29 protein-coding genes are annotated in these 25,651 nt (G+C 44.7%); 19 read left to right on the top strand and 10 right to left on the bottom strand.

What is annotated here, in order from left to right; genetic code table 11:
- Positions 1–582: 582 nt before the first annotated feature.
- From BM056_RS11500 to BM056_RS11485, 4 genes are all read left to right on the top strand, one after another.
- Positions 583–765: a hypothetical protein gene (locus BM056_RS11500; protein ID WP_092471548.1), complete on the top strand. Its 183-nt coding sequence runs from the start codon at positions 583–585 to the stop codon at positions 763–765.
- Between the two features lie 135 nt (positions 766–900).
- The gene (locus tag BM056_RS11495) at positions 901–1,314 is read left to right on the top strand and encodes a putative ABC transporter permease (protein ID WP_092471547.1); all 414 of its coding nucleotides are present in this window, start codon (positions 901–903) and stop codon (positions 1,312–1,314) included.
- Between the two features lie 292 nt (positions 1,315–1,606).
- Positions 1,607–2,878, top strand: a complete 1,272-nt coding sequence (locus BM056_RS11490; protein WP_092471546.1) for a double-cubane-cluster-containing anaerobic reductase — start codon at positions 1,607–1,609, stop codon at positions 2,876–2,878.
- A gap of 13 nt (positions 2,879–2,891) precedes the next feature.
- Complete coding sequence (locus BM056_RS11485) at positions 2,892–3,647, top strand: acyl-CoA dehydratase activase (protein ID WP_092471545.1); 756 nt, start codon at positions 2,892–2,894, stop codon at positions 3,645–3,647.
- On the opposite strand, the gene BM056_RS11480 is transcribed toward BM056_RS11485, so the two are convergent.
- Positions 3,637–4,224: a uracil-DNA glycosylase gene (locus tag BM056_RS11480; RefSeq protein ID WP_092471544.1), complete on the bottom strand. Its 588-nt coding sequence runs from the start codon at positions 4,222–4,224 to the stop codon at positions 3,637–3,639. The two genes, BM056_RS11485 and BM056_RS11480, sit on opposite strands and share 11 nt — an antisense overlap.
- Positions 4,225–4,348: 124 nt before the next feature.
- On the opposite strand from BM056_RS11480, the gene BM056_RS25870 reads away from it, so the two are divergent.
- Positions 4,349–4,528, top strand: coding sequence for a hypothetical protein (locus BM056_RS25870; RefSeq protein ID WP_131820758.1), 180 nt, complete (start codon positions 4,349–4,351; stop codon positions 4,526–4,528).
- Positions 4,529–4,927: 399 nt separating this feature from the next.
- Here BM056_RS25870 and spoVT (BM056_RS11475) read toward each other — a convergent pair whose 3' ends face one another.
- Positions 4,928–5,461: a stage V sporulation protein T gene (gene spoVT / locus BM056_RS11475; protein WP_092471543.1), complete on the bottom strand. Its 534-nt coding sequence runs from the start codon at positions 5,459–5,461 to the stop codon at positions 4,928–4,930.
- 698 nt (positions 5,462–6,159) lie between these two features.
- Between spoVT (BM056_RS11475) and BM056_RS11465 the strand changes: the two genes are divergently transcribed.
- The 9 genes from BM056_RS11465 to rarD all read left to right on the top strand — a co-directional run bounded on the left by BM056_RS11465 (position 6,160) and on the right by rarD (position 15,300).
- Positions 6,160–6,795, top strand: coding sequence for a succinate dehydrogenase/fumarate reductase transmembrane subunit (locus tag BM056_RS11465; protein ID WP_092471541.1), 636 nt, complete (start codon positions 6,160–6,162; stop codon positions 6,793–6,795).
- Positions 6,792–8,615, top strand: coding sequence for a fumarate reductase flavoprotein subunit (locus BM056_RS11460; RefSeq protein WP_092471540.1), 1,824 nt, complete (start codon positions 6,792–6,794; stop codon positions 8,613–8,615). The genes BM056_RS11465 and BM056_RS11460 overlap by 4 nt, the downstream gene beginning before the upstream one ends.
- Positions 8,615–9,370 (top strand): fumarate reductase iron-sulfur subunit, encoded by a 756-nt coding sequence (locus tag BM056_RS11455; protein ID WP_092471539.1) that lies wholly within the window; start codon positions 8,615–8,617, stop codon positions 9,368–9,370. The genes BM056_RS11460 and BM056_RS11455 overlap by 1 nt, the downstream gene beginning before the upstream one ends.
- Positions 9,371–9,782: 412 nt before the next feature.
- A complete protein-coding gene (locus tag BM056_RS11450) occupies positions 9,783–10,118 on the top strand; it encodes a hypothetical protein (protein WP_092471538.1) in 336 nt (111 codons plus the stop codon).
- A gap of 79 nt (positions 10,119–10,197) precedes the next feature.
- Positions 10,198–10,848 (top strand): spore coat protein, encoded by a 651-nt coding sequence (locus tag BM056_RS11445; protein ID WP_238456426.1) that lies wholly within the window; start codon positions 10,198–10,200, stop codon positions 10,846–10,848.
- A 199-nt stretch (positions 10,849–11,047) separates the two neighbouring features.
- The gene (locus tag BM056_RS11440) at positions 11,048–13,168 is read left to right on the top strand and encodes a beta-propeller domain-containing protein (protein WP_092471537.1); all 2,121 of its coding nucleotides are present in this window, start codon (positions 11,048–11,050) and stop codon (positions 13,166–13,168) included.
- Positions 13,169–13,286: 118 nt separating this feature from the next.
- Positions 13,287–14,024, top strand: coding sequence for an AzlC family ABC transporter permease (locus tag BM056_RS11435; RefSeq protein ID WP_092471536.1), 738 nt, complete (start codon positions 13,287–13,289; stop codon positions 14,022–14,024).
- A complete protein-coding gene (locus tag BM056_RS11430; protein WP_092471535.1) occupies positions 14,024–14,329 on the top strand; it encodes an AzlD domain-containing protein in 306 nt (101 codons plus the stop codon). The genes BM056_RS11435 and BM056_RS11430 overlap by 1 nt, the downstream gene beginning before the upstream one ends.
- 17 nt (positions 14,330–14,346) lie before the next feature.
- A complete protein-coding gene (rarD, locus tag BM056_RS11425) occupies positions 14,347–15,300 on the top strand; it encodes an EamA family transporter RarD (protein ID WP_092471534.1) in 954 nt (317 codons plus the stop codon).
- On the opposite strand, the gene lexA is transcribed toward rarD, so the two are convergent.
- Positions 15,297–15,893 carry a transcriptional repressor LexA gene (lexA, locus tag BM056_RS11420; protein ID WP_092471533.1) on the bottom strand — a complete coding sequence of 199 codons (597 nt, stop codon included), beginning with the start codon at positions 15,891–15,893 and terminating at the stop codon, positions 15,297–15,299. The genes rarD and lexA overlap by 4 nt on opposite strands.
- Positions 15,894–16,195: 302 nt before the next feature.
- Positions 16,196–17,533, bottom strand: a complete 1,338-nt coding sequence (locus BM056_RS11415) for an aminotransferase family protein (protein WP_092471532.1) — start codon at positions 17,531–17,533, stop codon at positions 16,196–16,198.
- Between the two features lie 213 nt (positions 17,534–17,746).
- On the opposite strand from BM056_RS11415, the gene spoVT (BM056_RS11410) reads away from it, so the two are divergent.
- Positions 17,747–18,286: a stage V sporulation protein T gene (gene spoVT, locus BM056_RS11410; RefSeq protein ID WP_092471531.1), complete on the top strand. Its 540-nt coding sequence runs from the start codon at positions 17,747–17,749 to the stop codon at positions 18,284–18,286.
- Positions 18,287–18,512: 226 nt separating this feature from the next.
- Here the strand turns inward: spoVT (BM056_RS11410) and BM056_RS11405 are convergent, their stop codons facing one another.
- Positions 18,513–19,259 (bottom strand): hypothetical protein, encoded by a 747-nt coding sequence (locus BM056_RS11405; RefSeq protein WP_092471530.1) that lies wholly within the window; start codon positions 19,257–19,259, stop codon positions 18,513–18,515.
- A 161-nt stretch (positions 19,260–19,420) separates the two neighbouring features.
- Between BM056_RS11405 and BM056_RS11400 the strand changes: the two genes are divergently transcribed.
- Entirely contained in the window at positions 19,421–20,881 is a 1,461-nt protein-coding gene (locus BM056_RS11400; RefSeq protein ID WP_238456425.1) for an amino acid permease, read from the top strand.
- Between the two features lies 1 nt (position 20,882).
- On the opposite strand, the gene BM056_RS11395 is transcribed toward BM056_RS11400, so the two are convergent.
- The 3 genes from BM056_RS11395 to BM056_RS11385 all read right to left on the bottom strand — a co-directional run bounded on the left by BM056_RS11395 (position 20,883) and on the right by BM056_RS11385 (position 22,121).
- Positions 20,883–21,092: a hypothetical protein gene (locus BM056_RS11395; protein ID WP_092471528.1), complete on the bottom strand. Its 210-nt coding sequence runs from the start codon at positions 21,090–21,092 to the stop codon at positions 20,883–20,885.
- Positions 21,093–21,301: 209 nt separating this feature from the next.
- Complete coding sequence (locus BM056_RS11390) at positions 21,302–21,766, bottom strand: 2-thiouracil desulfurase family protein (protein ID WP_092471527.1); 465 nt, start codon at positions 21,764–21,766, stop codon at positions 21,302–21,304.
- 100 nt (positions 21,767–21,866) lie between these two features.
- Entirely contained in the window at positions 21,867–22,121 is a 255-nt protein-coding gene (locus BM056_RS11385) for a GIY-YIG nuclease family protein (protein WP_092471526.1), read from the bottom strand.
- Between the two features lie 116 nt (positions 22,122–22,237).
- Here BM056_RS11385 and BM056_RS26215 point away from each other — a divergent pair, with 116 nt between their 5' ends.
- Positions 22,238–22,411: an FmdB family zinc ribbon protein gene (locus BM056_RS26215; RefSeq protein ID WP_165613485.1), complete on the top strand. Its 174-nt coding sequence runs from the start codon at positions 22,238–22,240 to the stop codon at positions 22,409–22,411.
- A 188-nt stretch (positions 22,412–22,599) separates the two neighbouring features.
- Entirely contained in the window at positions 22,600–22,911 is a 312-nt protein-coding gene (locus tag BM056_RS11380; RefSeq protein WP_092471525.1) for a hypothetical protein, read from the top strand.
- Positions 22,912–22,919: 8 nt separating this feature from the next.
- On the opposite strand, the gene BM056_RS11375 is transcribed toward BM056_RS11380, so the two are convergent.
- Together BM056_RS11375 and BM056_RS11370 are read right to left on the bottom strand one after the other, a co-directional pair.
- Positions 22,920–23,273: a hypothetical protein gene (locus BM056_RS11375; protein WP_092471524.1), complete on the bottom strand. Its 354-nt coding sequence runs from the start codon at positions 23,271–23,273 to the stop codon at positions 22,920–22,922.
- A gap of 18 nt (positions 23,274–23,291) precedes the next feature.
- Positions 23,292–24,983, bottom strand: a complete 1,692-nt coding sequence (locus BM056_RS11370) for a nucleoside kinase (protein ID WP_092471523.1) — start codon at positions 24,981–24,983, stop codon at positions 23,292–23,294.
- 234 nt (positions 24,984–25,217) lie between these two features.
- On the opposite strand from BM056_RS11370, the gene BM056_RS11365 reads away from it, so the two are divergent.
- Positions 25,218–25,511, top strand: coding sequence for an AMP-binding enzyme (locus BM056_RS11365; protein ID WP_092471522.1), 294 nt, complete (start codon positions 25,218–25,220; stop codon positions 25,509–25,511).
- The last annotated feature ends 140 nt before the right edge of the window (positions 25,512–25,651 follow it).

The raw sequence follows: 25,651 nt of genomic DNA, 5'->3' as shown, positions 1-25,651 counted from the left end.
CCTTACTAAACGGGGGATTGACAAAGCTTTTAACGATATCATGATTTGTCTGATTACGTTTCTTGCTGGAACCATTGTTCAGCTTAAAGATAAAGCATTACCAAATGTAGCTTAGTAGCAATGATTTAATATTTGCTTTGCTTTTTTGTGTCTGTTAATTGGGGTGATTTCTACTCTTTTTTAGAGTTAATTTGTTCAATTCCATCTTTACTTCAAATAAATAGGTTAATTTTGGTAAACCTATGCTTTAGTATGATATTCTCTTTTTTATGTCAGTTTAAAATTTTGAATTCTGCAATTGGCTCTAATTAAGCGTTACCAAACCTTGCAAACGTTAAAATAACCCGTCATTTTCAGCCATGTTGATGCTGCATGATAGATAATTGCCTATAAAAGGTTTTTGTCGCCCCGGCGAATTTATTCCCGGGGTGATTTGATGTGCGCGTAACAGCCCCCTACCCTCCTAACTCCGCTGGTTGTACCAGTTGCCTATTCAATTGTAAAGGATATAAAAAAATGATGTATAAAAAGGCAAATATTAGCAAAAACTATACCTAAATCCATAGATAGGAGGCGTTGTAGTTGCAAGGTAACACTACCAGTTGGGTTGTTGCCGGCCTGGGCGTAATTGTTGCGTTGATTGGCTGGTACCTGGGCGGGTTGTGGGGAGCAGGCTTACTTGGATTTGGGCTTGCCAATATCCTTTTAGGCGTCCTGGATATGTTTCGACCCGCAGTCAAATCAGAGCCTTTAGAAAACCATTAACATTAACTCAAATTGCCTTGATTTTGCACTTATAAGTATTATTAATAACGTAAGCCGGCACGGGTAACCCATGCCGGCTTACGTTATTTTTGCAAGAATAGCTATATTTAATTTATTTAAGTAAAAAATAAGATTATGCTTACAAGATTCGTAATCTATGGCCTTTTGGGTTGGAATATGGAAGTGTTTTGGACGGGGTTAATGTCCGGGCTAAACGGCAACCCGCGCCTGGCCGCTCATACCTACCTCTGGATGTTTCCCATTTATGGTCTGGCTGTTTTGCTGGAACCACTGCACGAAAAAATCCGCTTCTTACCCTGGTACCTCCGCGGCATGATCTGGGTACTGGTAATCTGGGCGGTGGAATTTACAACCGGAGGATTGCTTAGAATGATAGTGGGAACAAGCCCCTGGATCTACCGCGAAGGCTGGCAGATATACGGACTGATCCGTTTAGATATGGCGCCATTATGGTTTGCCGCGGGGCTCTTGTTTGAGCGAATACATGACCGTCTAACCAAATCCGGCTTACCGATAGGCAATAAGTAACAATAACTGTCCTGCTATACGACCCCGGACATTGAGTACCGGACCGGGCGGACAGGCTCGTCCGCCCCTCCACCTTTTCCATCCTATTGCCGGCAGCATGAGCGTCTATCTTAAAAATTCTCACGTTACCTGTAACTGGCTTTCCGGTGGCTCCCTCCCCATGCTGCACAGTTTCCATATTAATTTAATAAATTTATAATAAACTAATTATTATAAATTTTATTTATTTGAGTGATTAATTTGTTTTATATATAATTAGTAATTAATATTAACAGTAAAAGAAGGGATCTTAATGAGCAATAATTATAATGATATGTGGCGGTCACTGGGAGTTAACCTGGAAGCCCACGATCAACTCTTACAAGCTTTACCCCCCACATATCACGATGTTTACCTAACTCAAACAAATAGACCCAAAAGCATGGAATATTTTGATTTTGTGGTTAATGAAATCCACGGGCTGCGCATTCAGGAGCTTCAAGAGCACAAGAAAAACGGCGGCAAGGTAATTGGCGCTTTCTGCGTTTTTGTTCCGGAGGAAATTGTAAGGGCCGCCGGAGGCATCTGTATCGGCCTTTGTTCCGGTATCGACATAGGGGCGGCCGAAGCTGAGCAAGTATTGCCCAGAAGCATCTGCCCGTTAATTAAATCATTTATGGGCTTTAAACTGGCTAAAGTATGCCCTTATTTTGAATCGTGCGATATGGTGGTCGGAGAGACAACCTGTGACGGGAAAAAGAAAGCCTTCGAAATATTGAATGATTATGTGCCTGTCCACGTTATGGAAACACCCCAAATGAAGAAAAGCCGCGATAAGCAGCTCTGGCTGGAAGAAGTTCAGGATTTTGCCGAACTGGCCCAAAAAACCACAGGAACTGAAATAACCGATGTAAGCCTGGCCCAAGCTATTCAGGAAGTTAATGGCAAACGGCAGGCGCTCAGGCGCCTGTCCAATCTACGCAAAAATAACCCTGTCCCCATTAGCGGCAAGGATAGCCTGCTAATTGAACAAATAGCCATGTACGACGATGTTGCCAGATTTACCGCCAAGGTTAACGAACTTTGTGATGAACTGGAGCAAAAAATCAGTACGGGAGCAGGTGTTTTCCCCGGGAGAACGCCCAGGGTAATAGTTACCGGTACCCCCATGGCCATTCCCAACTGGAAGGTGCCTCATATCATTGAAACCAGCGGCGCTGTTATCGTGGCCGAGGAAATGTGTACAGGTCTGCGCTATTTTGAAAACGAAGTGGCCGAAGCAGACGGCTTAGACAGCATGCTGGAAAATATCGCAGCCAGGTATCTGGGCATTAACTGCGCTGTATTTACACCCAATACCGGTCGTCTGGAACAGCTGGAGAATTTGGTCAGAGATTATCACGCCGACGGCGTCATCCACTGCACCCTGTCGTTTTGCGACCCTTACGCTGTAGAAGCCAATCGGGTGGAAAAAATGATGAAACAAAAGGAAATTCCTTTCTTGAAAATCGAAACCGGGTATGACCAGGAAGACGCGGGCCAGCTTAAAACCAGGGTGGAAGCTTTTATAGAAATGTTGAGATAAAGGGGTTTGGAACGTGTTTGCCGGAATTGACATCGGCTCCAGAACCATAGGTCTGGTGGCTATAGCAGCAGGGCAGATAAAACAGGTTCGCCTGGAAGATACCGGTTTTGAACCTACCGACACTGCCAAAAGAATCCTTGATGGAACTTACAGCCGAATCGTAGCAACCGGTTATGGAAGGCATTCGGCCAAAACCGAATTCGCCCATGATGTAATTACTGAAATTAAAGCGCATGCACTTGGCGCCGCCCGGCTTTTTCCCGGAGTTCGAACTGTATTGGACATTGGCGGGCAGGATACCAAAGTGATAATTTTAAATGAACAGGGCGCAGTTGTTGATTTCCTGATGAACGACAGGTGTTCGGCAGGCACGGGTAAGTTTTTGGAAATAATGTCCGGTGCACTGGGCTACAGTTCCGTCAGCTTATTTGGCCAGGAAGCGCTAACCGGTAAAGCAACAATTAAAATCAGCAATATGTGCACTGTCTTTGCCGAATCAGAAGCGGTAACCTTACTCCACAGGGGAGCGCCCCAAAAGGACATCGCCCTGGCATTACATGCTTCGGTGGTTGAGCGGACGGCCGGAATGCTCCAAAGAGCCGGTTTTAAAGCACCACTGGTGTTTACCGGCGGCGTCGCTAAAAACCGTTGCATCAACTCATTACTATCCACAAAGCTGGGAATTAAAGTACTCATCCCGGAGGAGCCTCAGCTGGTGGGGGCTCTGGGCGCGGCGCTAGCCGCAGCCCAAAATGATTTTACGGCTTAAGGTTATTTTTTAACCAGCTGCCCAACTTAATGAAATCTTCTTGAATAATATCTTCTAACGCACGGCGATAAATAGCCGCTGCCGGGTGGTATAAAGGGAAAACGGTAATTTGATTCCATACTAGCGGCTGACCGTGGTAATTACCGATTCTTACCTTACTTCCACCAAATTTCTTTAAGGCCACATCACCCAGGGTTACTATTACCCTGGGTGACAGAATTTCCAACTCCTGTTCCAGCCAATGGGCGCATGCTTTAACCTCGCACCCGCCGGGTTTGCGGTTGGCCCGGCCTTCGTTTTTGGTAGGCCGGCACTTGACGGAATTAATAATGAAAACATCTTTGCGGCTTAAACCCGCCAGTTCAAGGTAAGTATCCAGCTTGCGCCCGGCCTGACCTACAAAAGGAACTCCCTGCTTTATTTCTTCACCGCCGGGAGCTTCCCCTAAAAAAACAATCCCTGTATCCCGGCTGCTGTACCGGTCTTTAACCAAACCGGCCCCTTCCCTTTCTCCCGGGCACTCACACTTACAATTAGCCATCCTGGCATATAATTCTTGCAAAGCTTTAGACTTCATGCAACCTCCGAAATAATTATTATTTCAATATGATAATTATAACACACCGGTATAAAACGCGCGCCGAATCAGTTCCCTTAATGCGCGCGTTTTAATACTTTATTCCTTAGCTCTTGCCAAATATTTGACAAGATACAATAGAAATCCCCTTCCTAACAAAGAAAGGGGATTTCAGTTCAAGCCCGTAATGACCTACGCTACAACCACTATGAGTATCTGCGTAGCCCCTGACAACCTTTCGGCTGCCAAAGACCATTACGACACCCATAATGATCTTTGCTCGACTATTATGGATACCTTATGAGCCTGCAGCAATCTCTCGACTGCTGCAAACCCAGAGCAACTTCAACAAAAAACACTGGACCATGTTAAATTGTTAAAATTATCGGAACCCATAATAATCTTAGCTCGACCGATAAACATCCCTTACGACCATATTGCAATCGTTCGGACTGCAATATAGCCTGCCAGAACATTTACCGATCTGCCCGCCGGCTAATACCGAGCCTTGATGACCCGATACCAACCTTTGGCCGACTATTACAGAGCCTTTACGACCCTGTAACAATCTTGGCTCGGCCATTACGAACCTTACGCTATTATATTGCCTCTTTGATCCACACAATATAAGTGGTATTTAATGGTAATTATTGCATTTAAATAAGCGCGTCAAAAAAGAACGCCCCTGATTGAGGCGTCCAGTTTATTCCTCCATTTGTTTTGCTAAAAAAGATGCCGCTGTTTCCGCCAACTTTCTTTCCAGATCTGCCATTTTGGCTTCTTCAGCTGAAGTTATGATAACAGCTCCGATGGCATCCCCGTTGGCAATAATAGGTGAAATCACGCTGTTTTTAAATTGCACCCGCTCATCTGTCCCGAGGCTGTGATCTTCTTCAACAATTTTAGTTTGCCGGTTGTTAATTGTTTCTTCCAACATGTTACTAATGGGCTTTTTCAGCAAATCTTTTTTAAATCCACCGGAAACAGCAATAATTTCATCACGGTCTGCAATACAAACTACGTGTCCCAGGGCGTCATGCAGAGAATCGGCGTATTCCTTGGCGAATTCACCCAGTTCATTTATTGGCGAGTATTTTTTAAGGATTACTTCTCCTTCTCTATCTACATATATCTCCAGAGGCTCGCCTTCTCTAATACGCATAGTACGTCTGATCTCCTTAGGAATCACGACGCGCCCTAAATCATCAATCCTTCTGACAATCCCGGTTGCTTTCATTTTAAGTCCTCCTTTAATTGAGAGTTGTTTTAGTAATATCCTAAATTTGACTAAACCATTACAGGAAACCATTTCAAATTAAATCCATTTCTGTCATTCTGAATTCATTAAAGCAAGCGAATGCTAATGTTTTAAGGAATTCTTAAAGAAAGTAATTTGTTGCTTACCTAAACTTTTTTTATATACCAAAAATTCCCCAAAGCTGATAAATGAAACTTTATGCCATAATAATGCAAATTACATATTCACCTCGATTTCTAATTTTTAAAAGTTTAGTGTTATTATATTTCCCATTCTTTTAAAGTTTTTAAATATAATTTCTAAATTTTAAAAAATAAAGGTTGACAGCAGTGATTTAGTCCAGTAAATTGCCCCTTTTCTATTAAGGCATGAATTTTGCATTATACAAGCGTTAAGATGTAAGCCCAAAGCCGGCCAAAATACTAACGCAAATTTAGCAACCTTTTGGTACAGCATGTAAAAATAAATACCTTTAAAGGAACTAAGGCTGCCCGCGTCAAAATAATAATGCATAATCTATTTTTAAATTTTAGATTCTCTTTTCTAAAATTTTCTAATAATTTTTAATTTATTAACTGTATTATACAAAGGAGGGATAGCCGGTAAAAACAAGAACCTTTAATTATTTTTATTGTTAAGCGTTGAAAACTATGACGATTTAGCGGAAAGGAGAAGAAATGTTGCTACAAAAAACCCTGACTAAAAGCAACAAAACCGACCTGTATCTGGATTTGGTAGAATTGACCAGCGGTCTTCTCCTGGTGGGATTTTTATGGACACACATGCTTTTTGTGTCTACCATACTAATCTCCCAGGGCACATTTGACATGTTGTCAGAATTCCTCGATAAATATTATCTCTCATACGTCGGTATTCCCTTTATTGTAGTTGTCGCACTTTTCCATTTTGTTATTGCGGGTCGCAGAATACCAACCCGGATGCAGGAACAAAGAATAGTCTGGCAGCATGCCAAAATGCTGCGCCATACCGACACCTGGACCTGGGTGTTTCAAACTATCACCGGTATGGCCATTCTGGTGCTGGCAGGCATTCACGTTTGGCTGGTTACCACCGGCTGGCCGATTAGGGCCGTCAACAGCGCCGAACGCATGGAAGCTTTTTGGTGGTTTTACTTGATACTGCTGATTGTAGGCGAGTATCATGCCGGATTTGGCATCTACCGCCAGTTCGTTAAATGGGGCTGGTTCCCACGCAAGCCTGTAGGTTACGTTTCCAAGGCTATTACTGCTATCATACTCATTTTAGGCTTGGCCGCCATGTTTGTCTTTGTCCAGTTAGGAGGTGCCCTATGAGCGTATACCAAACCTTTATCACAGATTGTTTAGTCGTAGGCGCCGGCCTGGCGGGGGAGAGAATTGCCGTGGAAGCAGCTTCCCAGGGACAGGATGTAATACTTTTGAGCCTGGTACCCCCGCGCCGCTCTCACAGTACAGCCGCCCAGGGCGGCATGCAGGCCTCTTTAGGCAACTGCGCCATGGGCGAAGGAGACAACCCCGATGTTCACTTTGCAGATACAGTTAAAGGTTCTGACTGGGGCTGCGAGCAGGATGTGGCCAGAATGTTCGTGGAAACCGCACCTGTGGCAGTAAGGGAAATGGCCGTTTGGGGCGTGCCCTGGAACCGCATTGTAGCAGGCAAGCGAACCCTGCCTGATGGACGTGAGCTTGAGGAGAAAAAAGAAAAAGAAGGTCTGATCACCGCCCGTGACTTCGGCGGCACAGCCAAATGGCGCACCTGCTATACCGCCGACGGCACCGGTCATACCCTGCAATACACCATGGACACCATTGTGATCAAACTGGGTATAACGGTACACGACCGTACCGAAGCAATTTCATTGATTCATGACGGTGAAAATTGTTTTGGTGTGGTGGCCCGCTGCCTGCGTACCGGCGACCTCCGCGTTTATATCGCCAAATCAACGGTTATTTGCACCGGCGGCTACGGCAGGTTATACAGCGCATCAACCAACGCGGTAATTAACGAGGGCAACGGCATGTTTGTCGCCCTGAATAGCGGCGTTGTCCCGCTGGGCAACATGGAAGCCGTTCAGTTCCACCCCACGGGAATGGTTCCGGTATGGATTCTGATTACTGAAGGTGCCAGGGGTGACGGCGGCTACCTGTTGGATAAAAATAAATACCGGTTTATGCCGGACTACGAGCCCAAGAAAAAAGAACTGGCCTCCCGCGACGTGGTATCCCGGCGCATGATCCAGCATATTCGAGCCGGCAACGGCGTGGACAGTCCTTACGGCCCTCACCTGTGGCTGGATATTCGGCACCTCGGGGCCAAACACATCAACACCAACCTGCGGGAAATCGCCAACATTGCCCGCAATTTCGCCGGTGTAGACCCGGTTAAAGACCTGATTCCGGTGCGGCCCACCCAGCACTACAGCATGGGCGGCATCAGGACCAATTCCGACGGTTATGCCTACGGGCTCAAAGGTTTATTTGCAGCCGGCGAATCAGCCTGCTGGGACCTGCACGGCTTTAATCGCCTGGGCGGCAACTCACTGGCCGAAACTATTACCGCCGGCCGGATTATTGGTAAAAAGGTAGCTGAATACACCAAAGACGCTACCATATCATACAATTACCAGCTGGTGGACAGCGCGGTCAAAGAGCAGGAAAGCAGGATTAAAGCACTTGTTAACGGTTGGAACGGCAAGGAAAACGTATACGAGCTGCGCAACGAAATGGAAAAGAACCTGATGGATTACGTGGGTATTTTCCGCAAAGGGCCGGATCTGGAAAAAGCAGTTTCCAACCTGCGGGAAGTTTATCACCGGTCTCTGAAACTCGGCCTGCGCTCCAACGGTGAAGGGGCCAATCCCGAACTGGCTCAGGCACTTAGACTTCCCGGCATGATTAAGCTTGCGCTTTGTATCTCCTACGGAGCGCTGACGCGCACCGAAAGTCGCGGCAGCCACGCCCGGGAAGATTACCCCAAGCGGGACGACGTTAACTGGCTCAAGCGCACCCTGGCCTATTGGCCGGAAGGCGCCGATTTGCCCGAGCTGAAATACGAACCCGTTAAGATTACCGAGCTGCCGCCGGGTGACCGCGGTTACGGCGAATCCTCGGCTCAATCTAAAGGAGGCAAATAATGGCTGATCGAGAACTTACTATTGAAGTATTCCGCTTCAACCCGCAAAAACCGGAAATCCAACCATATATGCAGACTTATAAGCTTAAAGAAACAATGGGTATGACCATATTCATCGCCCTGAACCAGATCAGGGAAGAGCAGGACCCTTCTCTGATGTTTGATTTCGTCTGCCGGGCAGCCATTTGCGGCTCTTGCGCCATGATCATTAACGGGCGCCCCAGGCTGGCGTGCAAAACGTTAACCAACACTTTGCCCAATAAAATTAAGCTGTTCCCACTGCCGGTATTCAAATTGATCGGCGATTTATCCGTTGATACCGGCACCTGGTTCAGACACATGTCGCTAAAAACAGAATCATGGGTGCATACCAGTAAAACCTTTGACCCCAAGGCCCAGGAAGACCGCATGGACAACGAAACGGCTAATAAGATATACGAAGCCGAGCGCTGCATCGAGTGCGGCTGCTGTATAGCAGGCTGTGCCACCGCCAATATCCGCGATGAATTTCTGGGCGCTGCCGGGATCAACCGTGTAGCCAGGTTTATGGTTGACCCAAGGGACGAACGGACCCCGGCAGAATACTTTGAAGTTGTGGGCTCGGAAGAAGGCGCCTTCGGCTGTATGGGTTTAATGGCCTGTGACGATAACTGCCCCATGGAACTCCCGCTGCAAATGCAGTTGGCCTTTGTCCGCCGCAAGATTGCCGCCATCGGGTTGGGCTACAAACCCAAACAGGGTATCAAACTGGCCTAATAAGCAACCAAACGGTTAAGGATACTTTTAACGTATACCAAAGAGAGGAGAAGCTCTTAATCAGGAGCTTCTCCTCTCTTTTTATCTATTTTTTGTCGTGTAGCTGACAGATTTAATTATCTTTATCGTTTAAATTATATATATAAATACAACAAGCCAACAAAATTGCATCACCTCCTTCCCATAAAGAAGACTTGGTTCAGGTGGGGTTTTGACCCCACCTGAACCTTAGTCGCACTTATTTCGAGTTTATCGCCGCTAAGACTCCCGCCTCTATAGGCGGGAGTCTTAGCGGCGGTTAACGAGATAAACGTTGCGCTCCTTAATAAGGGAGCGCAACGTTGGTTTTTACCGCGAAACACAGTGTATACCCTTCCAAAGCTACATATACTAACCCCGGAGGTGATAATGCATGAGGATTATTGCAAGAATGCCGGATCAACAGCAGGTTGGGGCCCTGGTGGATTCTCTTCAAAAAGGCGGGTTTGACCGCAAAGACATGATTATCAGCAGTGCGGATAAAGCAACCGACCGGCGGCAAGAGGACCCGTGGGAAATGGCGGAAGTTCAAGCCTTTGTAAAAACGGAGCGCGAGGGACTGTGGGAAGCAGAGGCTTTCGCCGAAGGGATAGCAGGCCTTAAAGGCAGGGGCGGTATTATCGTCGCCGTAGAGACCCCCAAACATGAAGCAGACAGAGTCAGGTCCATGATGAAACAATCTGGCGCAATTGAAATAATTCAGGATTAAATAACGTTTATTTTGAATAATTTCCGGTAAATTTTTGCATAATAAACCGGTGTAATTACTTTTTTCAAGGAGGAATATAATGAAAACCGGAACCAGAGAGGCCATGGTACTTAGCGAAGTACTGAGAACCAACGCATGCATGGTAGACCATAACAACCTGTACCTGAATTCCTGCCAGGACCAGCAACTACGTTCAATCTTGGAAAGGCAACAAAGACATACTTTGGATAGTTTCCAAAGAATGGTTCAGATGATGCAGTCTCATGGCATGGATACCAGCAAAATACCAATGCCCACCGCACTGACCATGGCCACCGGCGGCCAAAGCACTCAATTCACCACGGGAGCCCAGATGACAGCGCAGCCATACAGCACGGGGCAATATGCCTCGGGCTCAATGTACACCACCGGGACTGCCGGAATGAGTACCTCGATGAATCCGCAGATGACCGGTCAAACCGGAATGCAGACCACTGCAATTAACGATAAGATGATTGCCGAGGGAGCACTTTTATTCCATAAGTGCGGTGCCGACACTACCACCAGGGCCGCCCTGGAAAGTTCCGAGCCGCACCTGCGCAACGCACTCACCAACATGGCCAGAAACTGCATTGAGATGTCCTATGAAATCTATAATTATATGTCTCAGAGAGGCTGGTACCAACTACCGGAAACACCTCAGAATTTCATTTCGCACTCAGCAACACAACAGCAATACCCTCCGCAATAAGCGGAATTTAACATAGTGTTTATCTTTAATAATTACTGAAAAGCGCGCTAAGAGAATTAATTTGCGCGCTTTTCTTCTTGCATAACTACAACTGCAGCAAGAATTAAGGAAATTGCCGAAAACTAATTTATATGCAAGCGGAACTTTTTTTCCGTCCCTTTCGTCAGCCCTATTAAATCGGTGAAAGGGGCGGTTATAATTGTTCAGAGGAAAACTTATCTGCGCAATAGCGGTGATATGTGTTTTTTTTGCCGCGGTGGCAATGGGAACCACAGCCAGGCCGGAGGAGTCGGCGGCCGGGGAACCGGCTACTTTTGCTTCCCTTGAAGAATTGTCAAAATATATCAAAGACAGTACTGAAATGGTCCGGCTATTAGGTATCCATTATGGAATAGTAGACCTTGGCGGGGCGCTTGAACCAGCCCGGAAAGAAGCTCTGCCCGAGACGGTAATGATACAGGAAGACAAAGCACATTCTACTGCCGGCCAGGACTCAGCGCCAGGTTTTTCCGGCACAAACAACCAAGTAACCGGCGTGGACGAAGCAGACCTGGTAAAAACAGACGGCACCTACCTTTACATAATTAACGGCCAGAAATTAAATATACTCTTGGCTTACCCGGCTGATCAAGCCCGGCAGCTATCCGAAATCCTATTTAAGGGTAATCCTGTTGAGGTATTTATCAACGGTGACTGCTTAGTGGTTTTCGGTAACGGGCCTGAACCCAATCAAATGTTTACCCGTGTTTATGACATCACCAACCGTAATAAGCCGGTACTGCAGAAAGACATTACCAGTGACGGGTACTATGTTACAGCCCGGATGATCGGTAACTTTATTTACGCTGTGAACAACGCGCCTGTCTTTAACAGTAGTTCCAGCGGCGAAAACGATCAATTACGTTTGCCAAGAATCTTTACCGACGGTAAACAGCGCATTATAACTCCCCAGGAAATCTACTATTTTGATTGTCAGGATTACTCCTATCGTTACACCACGGTTCTTGCCATTAACCTTCAAAATAACCAAGCGGAATTACAGACCAAAACCTTTTTAACGGGTACTTCCCAAAATGTATACGCTTCCACCGAAAACCTCTATCTTACCGGCAACAAAATGCCGGACCTGTCGCTGCATACCCAGCGGCTTTGGGACGGGCTGGCATCAGTCGTGCCTGAAACAACCGGTGAAAAGATCCGGACTGTTATCAATTCAGGTGACAGCTATTGGGAAAAGCTGCAGCAGGTTGAGTTTATAATTGATGATTGTTTGAACAGCCTTGATTACGTAAAGTCCGCCGCTCTTGAAGAAAAAGTTATGGAGCTCAAAGATAAATGGCAAAGAGATATTGCCCGTGAGCAAAATAATACAGCCATATATAAATTGGCCATAACACATGGTCAGGTAAACTACAAATGTAGCGGCACGGTAGGGGGCCAACTACTTAACCAGTTTTCGATGGATGAGTACAACGGGTATTTCCGAATCGCCACCACATCTCAGGGCTTTTTATTCACCGGACCCTCTGAAAATCGAAACAACCTCTATGTGCTGGATGATCAACTGCGGGTTAAAGGCGACATTCGGGGACTGGCCCCTTCTGAGAGGATTTATTCCGCCAGGTTTATGGGAGACAGGGCCTATCTTGTTACGTTCAGACAAGTAGACCCGTTGTTTGTTATTGATTTAAAAGACCCGTCTAAGCCCAAGGTTATGGGCGAGTTGAAAATTCCCGGCTATTCCAATTACCTGCAGCCTTATGATGAAAACCATTTAATTGGCATAGGCAGGGAAATATCGGCCGAACCCCAACCACTTGTAGACCCTAAACAACAATTAAAAATTATGCCGCCGCCCGCCCCCACCCGGGAGCGTGGAGTCAAGATAGCCCTGTTTGACGTATCTAACCCGGCAACCCCGAAGGAAATCTCCAAATATGTAGTGGAACGTGATGATTCAGATTCACTGGCGCTGCGGGACCACCGGGCGGTACTGTTTAGCAAAGATAAAAATCTGCTGGTTATACCAATGACTTATAGGTCACCCTTTAGAATCATGGAGTCTGGGCCGCAAAGCAATATTTTACCTGATTACCAAGGGTGGCAAGGGGCTTTCATCTTTGATATCTCTACCGACAACGGCATTAAATATCAGGGCATGGTGGAACACCTCGCCAGTAATGCCAGAGCAATGTGGGAGCAAAACCCTGTAAAGCGTTCGCTGTATATCAACGAAGTTCTATATACTATATCCGACCGGATGATCAAATTAAACAGCCTGGAAAATCTACAGGAATTAAAAACGATCAACCTGAACTAACCCTAAAAAAATAAGCAAGCGGCCTTTAAAACCTCGGGGCGCCGAGAATAAAGGCCGCTTTAATTTTTAACTCATTTAACTTGTTAATAATGTATAATAGAATATCGGAGGTATGGAGATGAAAGCATTTACCCGGGAAGCAGTAAATGAAAAGTATACTCCGGCGGCTTTTACCGGTGGGATAAAAGCCGGCATACCAATCGCCGTAGGCTATCTGCCCATCGCCATAGCTTTCGGCCTGCTGGCGCAATCCGCCGGCGTACCCAATTATATAACCGCTTTAATGTCACTTTTGATCTTCGCCGGGGCAAGTCAGTTTGTGGGGATCAACCTGCTGGTCCTGGGGGCCACCAACTGGGAAATTATTCTAACCACCTTCATTCTTAATTTAAGGCATTTCCTGATGACAGCCTCGATTTCACGACGGGTAAAAGCAGGCACATCAAAGCAGTGGCTGGCGCTTTTAGCCTTTGGCGTAACGGATGAAACTTTTACCGTGGCGTCGTTGCGCAAGGAGCAGCAGTTGGAGCCTAAATTCATATTCGGATTAAACCTACTTGCTTTTAGCGCCTGGAATGTAGGAACCTGGCTGGGAATTTTTCTTGGCGCCGGTTTGCCGGAAATAGTGCAATCAAGCATGGGCATAGCTCTTTACGCCATGTTTATCGGGCTGATCGTTCCTTCTACCAGAGAATCAAAAACGGTTCTTATTATCTCCTTAATGGCAGTTACCGTCAACTCATTGCTGTACTGGCTTCCTGTTTTTAAGGGCCTGTCCGCCGGCTGGGCCATAATCATTTCAACTGTGATTGCATCAACTGCCGGAGCACTATTCTGCAAGGACGGTGAGGATTAGTGGATAACCTGCTGCTTTTAGTAATAGGTATGGGCGTAGTTACCTATATACCCAGAATGCTGCCCATGGTCTTATTACAAAACATCCAACTCCCGCCCTTTTGGAAACGCTTCTTAAGGTACATACCTTATTCAGCTATCGGCGCGCTGATATTCCCGGGCATATTATCTTCAACTTCAAGCACCGGATCTGCAGTAGCGGGTGGAATTGTTGCGGTAATTCTCGCTTACCTGAAAGTAAATCTTATAGTAGTAGTTTTTGGAGGAATTTTAGGCGCTTTTTGCTGGGAATTGTTTTTAAAATAATTGAATGGAGAACTTAAATGAATACTGATCGAACAAACCCTCAGGCAGTCGGAGTCGCTTCAGCCGCAGGAGCATATACACTGTGGGGAATTTTACCGGTTTACTGGAAACTCATTCAGCAGGTGCCGTCTCAACAAATTCTTGCCCACAGATTTATATGGTCTTTTGTATTTTTGCTTGCAATTATTCTTTTTACCAGAAAGACACGCATATTTTTAAGCGAAGTGCACGACATCGTTCACAAACCCAAAGAACTAATTTGCGTTATGCTGGCATCCATACTTATTAGTGTAAACTGGTTTACCTATATTTGGGCAGTTAATCATAACCATGTACTGGAAACCAGCCTTGGTTATTACATCAATCCATTGGTTAGTGTTATGCTGGGAATCATTATACTAAAAGAAAAATTATCATTTTGGGAAGCAGTTTCGTTTCTGCTCGCAATCATTGGCGTTTTAAATATGACTTTTCATTATGGAGCATTTCCCTGGGTTGCCTTAACTTTGGCTTTTAGCTTTGGTTTCTACGGCTTATTCAAGAAAATGATTGACATTGGCGCCATTACCGGAATCACCCTGGAAACCTTGTTTATTACCCCCATAGCATTAACGTTTGTGTTTTATGTTCAGATAAACGGAACCGGGGCATTTAGCTTTAATACACCCATTGTGGCAGCTTTATTAATGGGTGCCGGTGTTGTAACGGCAGTGCCGCTAATTTTATTTGCCAACGGAGCTAAACGGCTTCCTTTATCTATAGTCGGGTTTTTACAATATATTGCCCCTACCATAACGTTATTTCTGGGTATATTTCTTTATCACGAACCTTTTACATCCAGCCGGTTGACATCATTTATTTTTATTTGGACGGCGCTGGCTATTTTTTCATTATCTAAAACAAAGTGGTTTAGTCATGTGGAGCCTGCGTTTTGGAAAAAGAAAGATTCATTTGATACACTTAACAATTAATATCTTCTGACCAAGCCGACCACTTTGCCTAAAATTTCAACTTCACGGGCGATAATCGGCGCATATAAGCTGTTTTCCGGCTGCAGCAGGATATGATCTTTTTCTTTAAAAAACCTTTTTACTGTAGCTTCACCTTCAATCATAGCCACAGCAATTTCGCCGTTTTCAACTTTAGGCTGTTTCCTCACCACAACCAGGTCACCCTCCAAAATCCCTGCTTCGATCATGCTGTCACCTTTAATTCGGAGTATAAACAGATCCCCGCTGCCTGTAAAATCTGCGGGCAGCGGAAATACATCTTCATAATTTTCTTCCGCCAGCAGGGGAAGTCCGGCCGCTACCTGACCAAGCACCGGCACTGTAATAATTTCTTTTGTGTACTCATCTTCAATTACAACCAATGCCCTGGGCTTTGTCGGGTCCAGTTTTATTGCCCCTTTTTCGTGTAGTCTGTGCAGATACCCATGTACAGTTGAACTGGATCTGAATCCAACAGCCTTGCCAATTTCCCTTACGGTTGGCGGATATCCGCTTTCCTTGATGTACTGTTTGATAAAATTCAATATATCTTTTTCCTGCTGGTTTAATGCCATAAAACTGCCTGCCTTTCCATCTTTTTTATCTCGTTAACCGCCGCTAAGACTCCCGCCTCTATAGGCGGGAGTTAAGCGGCGATAAACTCGAAATAAGTGCGACTAAGGTTCAGGTGGGGTCAAAACCCCACCTGAACCAAGTCTTCTTTATTATTATAACACCAGTATTAATTAAATAAAACACTTGTTCGATTATTTTTTAAGCATATAGCAGCTTCTTTGGTAATATGCCATATAAAAAATAACCCGCCAAAAATTGGCGGGCCATAATTGACGATCAAAACCGATACCTTTTTAAAATTTTAAGTCAAGTTTAAAGCTTTTTCCTCTTCGGTGATACATTGTTCAATAACCTTAACCGCCAAATCAATCTCCTCTTTTTTAATGATCAAAGGAGGAGCAAATTCCAAAGCCATACCCATCATCTTAATAATGGCACCCTTTTGTTTGGCCCGGGCAACCATATTTAATAAATTAGCCACCGGATAAGGAGCCCGAGTCTTCTTATCCATAGTAAAATCGACTGCCAACCATAAGCCGGTACCCCGCACCTCCCCTACAGATGGGTGCTGCTCCAAGGGTTTTAATGCCTCCAGAAAATATTTTCCCATTTCAGCGCTATTTTCAACAAGCTTTTCCCTAATAATGATGTCTATATTTTCCAGACCAACTGCGCAGGGTACCGGGTGATTACCATACGTGTGCAGGTGATTAAAAATATCAATTGGTTCCAATACCTTACCCGTGCAGCCCACGGCGCCAAGAGGAACATACCCGCTGGTTATCCCTTTGGCCATGGTTATCAGGTCCGGTTGGATGTTAAAATGCTCGGTGGCAAACATCTTTCCGGTCCGGCCAAAACCACAAATAACCTCGTCCATGATTAACAAAATCCCATACTTGTCACAGATCTCCCGAATGATCTGCCAGTACTCCTTTGGTGGCTTAAAAGCTCCAAACCCCTGCTGAATAGGCTCACCTATAAAAACAGAAATATATTCCGGGCCCTCAAATTCGATGATACGGGACAGATCTCTGGCGCAGGCAATCTCACACTCCGGATATTTTAGGTTGCAGGGACAGCGGTAGCAATATGGTGACTCAATAAAAACTGATCCAGGCGTCAAAGGTTCCATCATCTGCCTCATTGGCATTACCGTTCCCAGAGCCCGGATACCAATTCCGTTAACACCATGGTAGGCTCCCCGTCGCGATATGATCTTAAACCGGGCCTTGTCCCCCCGGTAATAATGATAATGCCTGGCTAGTTTCATTGCAGTTTCCACCGCTTCTGAGCCATCACACTCGAAAGTAAAATTGTTGATTTCTCCTGGCGCAATTTGGGCTAACTTTTCAGAAAGCTTGATAGCCGGAACATTAGCAAATTGCATTGGAGTAAAATAAGCCAACTGACACATCTGATCGTAAGCTGCCCTGGCCAATTCCTCCCTGCCATAACCCGCGTGAACCGGTCTGGTCACACCGGAATCCATGTCCAGGTATTGTGTGCCATCCTGATCATAAACCCAAACACCTTCGCCTTTAACTATGACCGTAATCCCTTCTTGGATTTCTTTTTGACCGGTCCGATGCAAAATTAAATTGGTGGCCGCAGCTAATTTTTCTCCACTCTGATACATTTGTTCGATGCTCCTTTTTTAATACTAGCTATGAAATCCTTAGATTATTTTATTATTAATAATACAGGTTTTGCAATTAGAAATATAGTTGATAAATTTGAATATAAATTAATTTTTAACAATAGCTAATAACTAAATTTACTAGTAATGAGATTATCCCAAATAGGTAAATGATAAGAATGTCGACTTAGAAAAACATAAGGAGGGGTTTTTTTGAAAGCCACAGGAGTAGTAAGACGCATAGATGATTTAGGAAGAGTAGTTATACCAAAGGAAATACGCCGTACCATGAGAATAAGAAACGGAGAGCCTTTGGAGATATATGTTGATAGAGAGGGAGAAGTCATACTTAAAAAGTATGCTCCCATTAGCGAGCTGAGCAACTACGCGCAAGAATATGCCGATTCATTAAACGAAGCACTGGGGCTTGCTGTATGCATTGCCGACCATGATGAAATTATAGCTGTGTCCGGCATTGCCAAAAAGGACCTGCTAAGAAAGGGTTTAAGCAGCGAATTAGAAGAAGTTGTTTCCAGCAAAAAATCAATCTTGATAAACCACGATCACAGCCTCGATAATGACGGACGTATATCAGTTAAAAATAGTGCTGCCTCCCCCATTATTGTAAATAATGAAGCTATTGGAGCAGTCATTATAACTTCTAAAGATCAAACTAATCTTGGTGATCTGGAAAAAAAGCTGGCTGATACGGCAGCATCATTCTTAGCAAAGCAAATGGGAGCAAAGAGCTAACAACTGCTAAAACCATATTAAAGTCTGAAACTAAAAGGCTTTAACTCCATGAGGTTACGGCCTTTTAGTTTATATGTATAATTTACCGGGTTATAACTTTTCCAATTGCACCTTTATTATTTTTATTTTCTCCTCTAGTTCCTGAATCTCTGCGTCAAACCTGTGTTTTGCATGCCCTGGAACGTGAATATTAGCAACAACCACTTCCCTGCCATGATGGTGCGCTTTAGTATGTACCAATCCCACCAGCCGAACCGGTCATTTTTTTAAGCCTGCCTGTGATAGTTTCAATGCAGAAGGCTGCAGTTGCGGCACCCTTTTTTAAATACTCAATTTGCGCATTTAGTTCCAAAGCAATCTTGGATAATTCCGGCCGGTCATCCTCCAAAAGCAGCGCTAATGCCCGCGGATCACTGGATAAGATAATGAAAATGTGTTCGGCTATTTCAATATCTTCAAGCGCTCCGGGTATTTCCCAAACACGGTGGTCGCCGCCCGGGCCATTGAGGCAGCACACCCACGCGCCTGCTGCAGCGGATACAGCTTCGTCAACAAGTGCTTCCAGCATAGCTGCGCTTTCATTAATTACAAGTCCCGCTTTTGTTTGCAGCACTACCCGTGTCTTTTTACCTCTAGCCTGTCTTTTGATCAAAATCAAATTTTTTATCAACCACACAAGGTCGTCAAATTCCCCTGTTTCGGGAAGCCACCTGGCCAAACCGCTGTGCAGCAGGGAAATTGCCGAACCATGTTCTTCCACTTCTAATAGCATTTTAACCAATTTATCACGTTCCGCACAGTTTGCCATGTTTACAGCTTGCTTTTTCAGCGGTAAGGCAGAGAGCGCGGGGAGTATTGCTGCACGCACTTTAATATCTCCCGGCGCCTCAACAAATCCTGCGGCTTGCCTGATCAGCCATGGTTGTTCCAAATAATCTTTTGTGCTTAAGTTTAAAAATTGTTCAGCTTGCATAATAATGGCCCCTTTGCGCAAATTTTTCTTTTAAAAATAATATAAAATAAAGCAGGATGTCAATTGTTTGATAAAATATAGCAATCCTCTCCCCAAAGCATGCAATGAATTACATAAAATATTTAAGCTATGGAAAAATAAATCCGGGGAGGGTTGCAGATTTGGATATATGGCGCAAGAAATCCATTGAAAATATGCTGGCTGAAAGGGAAGAAAACAAACGCGGGTTGGTAAAGACATTGGGAGTTGCCGATCTTACAGCGCTGGGGGTCGGCGCCGTGATTGGCACCGGCATTTTCGTTCTTACCGGGGTGGCGGCAGCAAACTACGCAGGTCCCGGAGTTGTTTTTTCATTTATTCTCTCAGGCATTGCCGCTGGTTTAGCTGCCATGGTTTATGCCGAATTGGCTGCGGCAATCCCGTCTGCCGGCAGCGCATATACATTTTCATATGTTTCGCTGGGTGAAATGATTGCCTGGTTGGTTGGCTGGAATTTAATCCTGGAATACCTTGTGGCTGCAGGGGCAGTATCCATCGGGTGGAGTTCTTATGTAAAAGACCTTGTGCAATCCCTGGGCTTTACATTGCCGACAGCTTATACAACTTCACCATTTGACGGGGGCATTATAAACCTGCCTGCAGTTTTTATCGTCTTGGCGATTACCGGCCTCATTATCACCGGGACGCAGCACAGCGCCACCGCCAATAAAATTATCGTAATTGCCAAGCTTGCCGCCATTGCACTTTTTATCGCCCTGGGCATTCAGCACATAAACCCTGCCAATTGGCAACCTTTGCTCCCGTACGGGATTTCAGGTGTGTTTCACGGGGCAGCCATTGTCTTTTTTGCTTACATTGGGTTTGATGCCGTAGCTACAGCCTCAGAAGAAGTAAAAAAACCCCAAAAAGATTTGCCCCGCAGCATTATTTTAACCCTGGTTATCTCAACCACTTTGTATGTGATCGTGGCCGGCATACTTACCGCCATGGTAAAGTACACCGCTTTAAATACGGCATCGCCGGTGACAACCGCTCTGTTAAGGGTGGGAATACCCTGGGCCTCCGCGGTTGTATCCGTAGGTGCGCTGGCCGGCCTGACCAGTGTGCTGTTGGTGTCCATGTACGGTCAAAGCAGGATATTTTTTGCGATGGCCCGGGATAATTTATTGCCACCGATATTTGACTGGCTGCATCCCAGACTAAAAACACCTGTGTGGGACAGCATTATTATCGGTATAGTAGTCGCCGCTATTGGGGCCTTTCTACCCATCGGCCTGGTAGCGGAATTAGCAAATATAGGTACGTTAACCGCCTTTATTGCCGTTTCTATCGGCGCCATAATCCTGCGCAGAACCAAACCGGACCTGCACCGTCCGTTCCGCCTGCCGTTTATGCCCGTGATCCCAATCCTGACCATAATATCAGCCGCGTATCTGGCCATTAATCTTCCGCCGCTTACATGGGTCAGGTTTGCTGTCTGGATAGGTTTAGGATTACTGGTGTACGCTTATTACGGCTACAAAAGAAGCAATCTGGCCGGGAATTCAGAAACAAGCTTTTCTGCGGCTGCCGTACCGGAAGCAGCACGAAAGCCCGTACCGCCAAAAGATAATGATGATTAATTTAAAAAACAGCCCGCAAAATGGCACCAATAAAATAAAGTGCCGTCAGCGCCAAAAAGCCGTAACCTGCCATGTGCTGGCCTGCAGGTTCCTCGCTTTCCAGCCAGTGCATGACCCTATCTATAAACGGCTTTTCTCTTTGTTTTGGCTTTTCCAAAACAACAGCTTTTCGCTCATATGTTCTATGGATTGCAGCTGTATTTCCCTGCAAAATTAATCACCACCAAACAATAAACTAATAAAAAAGACTTGGTTCAGGTGGGTTCTGACCCCACCTGAACCTTAGTCGCACTTATTTCGAGTTTATCGCCGCTTAACTTCCGCCTATAGAGGCGGGAGTCTTAGCGGCGGTTAACGAGATCAATGAACATTTGTTTGGTTTATTATATATTCTCACTTATTTCGTGTCAACACCCAACATCAATCAAAACATATATTCTTGTTATAGTTCTCTTCAGAAAAAACACTGATGCCATTTCTAATCAGCAGCGCGGCAGTACAGCCACAGCCGGGAATTCTCTTTCCGTTAAAACTGCCGTCATAAATCATACTGCTTCCGCAAGAAGGGCTGCGTTCTTTTAGAATTGCTGTTTTGACACCGCTGTCCAGGGCCGTTCGCAAAACCGCCCTGGCCCCACGTATAAATTCTCTTGTTTTATCGCTGCCTGCACTTGTCAATACCCTGGCTTTGCCATCCAGCACAGCAAAGCCGGAGCCACCCACAATTTCATTTGGCTCCCGCGGTGTTTGCAGCCCACCCAACACCTCCGGGCAAACCGGAAGGGCCTTTCCTTCTTCCACCAATTGACGCAAGTGAGGAAAATCAAAGCCATCACCGGTATACCTGCAGCGTTCGCCGGCCAAACAGGCGCTAATAATAATCATACCAATCCACTCCATTTTAAACTTACGTTTTCCCGTTTAAGGGTTAAATATTTGTTACTATTCAGGTGCTCAGAATACTTCGAGACGATAAACAGTTCTCTCATTCTGACTCCTGACTGATAAGTGCTAGTTTTTCAGTGCGAGACATCCTTTTAATAACGTATTCCCTTTGCATAGCTAAACTTTTTGAAGCTGTTGTTTCGTAATAAACTAATTTAACCGGCAGCCTGGTCCGGGTGTATTTACTGGCAAGCCCGAGGTTATGCTTCTTTAATCTATCCTCAATAGATGTGGTGTAACCAGTATATAATGTCCCGTCACTGCAAATTAGAACATACACGTAAAATGTTTTCAAAGAACCATTCCCCCAAAGCCCTCACCACTGATTTATTTCATAAAGCAAAGGAGCCGATTTTTAATATTGATTTTTTATTTTTAATATACTAATATCTAGATAAAGGAGGGATAACAATGCCGCAAGTTAATTACAAGTGCCATCAATGTTCCAAAGACTTTATTATCAAATACATGTTTATCAAGCCGGTCAAAACAACCTGCCCGCACTGCGGCAGCAGCAACGTCAAACTGGCAACAGATTCCCGGTGTGGCTGCAGCAGCAGTAATAAAAAAGGATTTTTCACATGAGGCTAATGATGGGAAGCGGAGCTTCCAAAACCAACCCCCGCGATACTTCTGCGGGGGTTATTGTCTTATTTTTAGGGATAAAGACAACTTGTTATATATAGACATTTTAAAGCATTAATGTTAATATATTCCAAGATAAATAGCGGCAGGGACGGACTACCCTGTCCGCCCGTCAGGAGGTATTTATGATGATTGATTTAATAGAAGATTACAATAAATATGAAATATCTCCGCTCATACCGGCATTGGATGAATTTGAAATGGCGGTCAGCAAAACTCTGGTTGGCACTGCCCATGAGGACCTGACTGAAAAACTTTTCATCGAAGCCAGAGTTTACGGTGAGTTGGTGCAGATTTTGGACCGGCACGGATTAAGAACCTTTGGGCTGGCTACCGCCATCAAAAAGTACTATTCCTACTTTATTGTCGAAGTATATATTAGCGACCCACAACCAAGAACGATCAGGGAAATTAAAATACCCATAAGACAAACAATCTAGCTTATGCACTAATTATCTATATGCATGGCAGTCGTGCTAAAATTTATACCTCCCGGACACCTTACCGACATGGTGTCTTCTTTTTCTCCCCAGGCAATGGTCACTTCAATAGGGATGTCACTGCAATTAAGGTCTTTAAGATCAATTTTGGCCTGACGCATCCAATCCTCTGTTAGGTGCACAAAAACCAACTTAAAATCGTTACTGCGGAAAAATTTAAACCGGGATTCTCCTAAAAGCTTATAAAAGACTGTAACATCTTTAACATCAGCATCTAAAATTTTCCCATCATTCAGTTCAAAACTAATCTCACCTGTTTTTTCCATGCCTTCTTTAAGCAAATCAGCAATTTCACCGGACATTAGGCTTCTCCCCCTTTTTTATTTCACTGCAAAACAAGAGTCGCCGATAAATTCCCTGATAATAGAATTATATGGAATGTCCTCGCAGGATATGGGCACAAAATAACCCAGGAAACGGCGTAAACGGCGCGCCATTGCATACTCGGGATTATCACGGCTGACTTCTTTTAACAAAGGTTCTGCATAACCCTTTAACACCGCTATCTCATATATTAACGCCGAGTTAAACATTATATCGGCACTTTCTTGAAACGGAAAAATATGCTTTTCCTCACCCCGGCGCACAGACGGCCAACGGCGGATGGTATCAGTGGCATTATTGCCGCGGCTGTTATAATCACGGACTATGCGTCTTAATATGCGCAGATAGGTAGTAGGAACCCAGTTATGATTATCAAGGTTGATCTGGGTTAAAGCGCTGACATAAATTTTAAACTTACGACCTTTGGGTATAGAAGAAGTCAGTTTATCATTAAGACCGTGGATACCTTCAATGATCAGTAAATCCCTGTCACCGAGTTTCAAAGTCTTGTTGCTTTTTTGCCTGCTGCCTGTTATAAAATCATATGACGGCAATTCTATTTCTTCACCCTGGATTAAACTAATAATATGTTCATTAAACAGTTCGCTGTCGATTGCCTCCAAGCATTCAAAGTCATATTCACCTTTTTCGTCCCGGGGAGTCTTTTCCCGGTCAACAAAGTAATCATCCATTGATACCGGTACCGGCTTAATACCATGAATTCGCAGCTGCACGCCAAGGCGCTGGGCAAAAGTGGTTTTACCTGAAGAAGATGGGCCGGCAATTAATACTACCCGGATTAAGTCAATGTTCCTGGCAATTTGATCGGCGATTTCTGAAATTTTCTTTTCCTGGAAGGCCTCGGCAACCCTTATTAAATCACCGGCCTTGCCCTTTTCAACCAGATCATTAAGATCAATCAGATTGCTTACACCAAGGATTTTGCTCCATTTTACAGATTCATAATAAATATTGGCCAGCTTACCCTGTTCAACATAAATTGGAACAACCTGGGGGTTTTCTTTCCGCGGCAGTTCCAAAATGAATCCGGGCATATAATAGCGAAGCCTGAAGATGCCCAGGTACCCTGTGCTGGGAACCATATTGCCGTAAGTAAAGTCATTAAACCAACCGCAGGTATGAACATACACACCCGGATTCTTACGATAGCGCATTAAATTCAGTTTTTCAGTCTGACCGGATTTTTTAAACAAATTTTCTACATCTTCCCTTTGCACATTATGCACAATTATCGGCTCGTCAGCCTTTACTATTTCGTGCATTCTTTTTTCAATATTATCCACGTCTGTTTTTCTTAACGGCCTGACATAATCTATTTCCCCGTAGACGCCATTACCCAGGGTATGCTCCATTCTAAGCTTGCATCCGGGCAGCACCTCACTGGCGGCGCGAGCCAGCAGCATAACCATGCTTCTGGTATATACACGCATGCCGTCGGAGCTTTCCATATCAATAAATTCTACAGTACAGTCCTGCTCCAGTTCCCAGAGCAAACCGTATAAAGCGTTATCAACCATCACGGCAACAATGGGTGATTTCCTTTGATATTCGTCATATTGAACCAGATCCAGCACTGAAATACCTTTTCTTACATTTAATACGCCAGCGCCTACCAGATTAACTTTGATGGTCTGGGTATTTTCTGCAGTAGCTCTATCTCCAGTCATTATTAACACCCCATAATATTTATTAAATAATTATTCGACTATTTAATCCAAAATCCTTGCTTTATAATTCACAATTCCTATTCTATATTATTAGCGCTAACTGAAAACTGATATTTTACCACCTAACTTTTTATAATAACCGCTCAGCAAAAGATAGTTGCATTTTAACCGTAAAAATTATATAAATATTATAAATATTCTGTTTTATAAAAGGGAGATCTAAGGGGGATTATCATGGAAGGTCTGGCATTTTCAAATGATCTGGTATTAAAAATACGTAAAATGGAAAAAACCATCGTCAATCATCCAGCGGTGGAGGATGTGGTAATTACAACCTATAACACGCCTAACGGCGAACAGGTAATAAAAGCTTTTGTAGAACCCGGCAGTCCTCCTCCTTCACCTGAAAACATTATTGAATTTTGCCGCAAAAATTTCGATGACCCGACACTGCCTATAGAGATAGTGTTTAAAGCAATTCCCAGAACTGCGTCAGGTAAAGTTATCAGACAGCAGCTCTTATCTTAAAACCCTATCCTAAACAAAAGGGAACCTGCACCCGGTTCCCTTTTGTTCTATCCAGAAAAATTATGCTTAAACTCAAACACATTGGCGGGCGGACAGGGTCGTCCGTCCGCCCCTACGTACCTTTTTCATTCTTCTGCTGG

Origin of the sequence: Desulfotruncus arcticus DSM 17038 (genome assembly GCF_900113335.1) — a bacterium.
Lineage (GTDB): Bacteria > Bacillota > Desulfotomaculia > Desulfotomaculales > Desulfallaceae > Desulfotruncus > Desulfotruncus arcticus.
The sequence above is the reverse complement of the archived record's forward strand: the minus strand, read 5'-3'. Positions and strand labels throughout refer to the sequence as shown.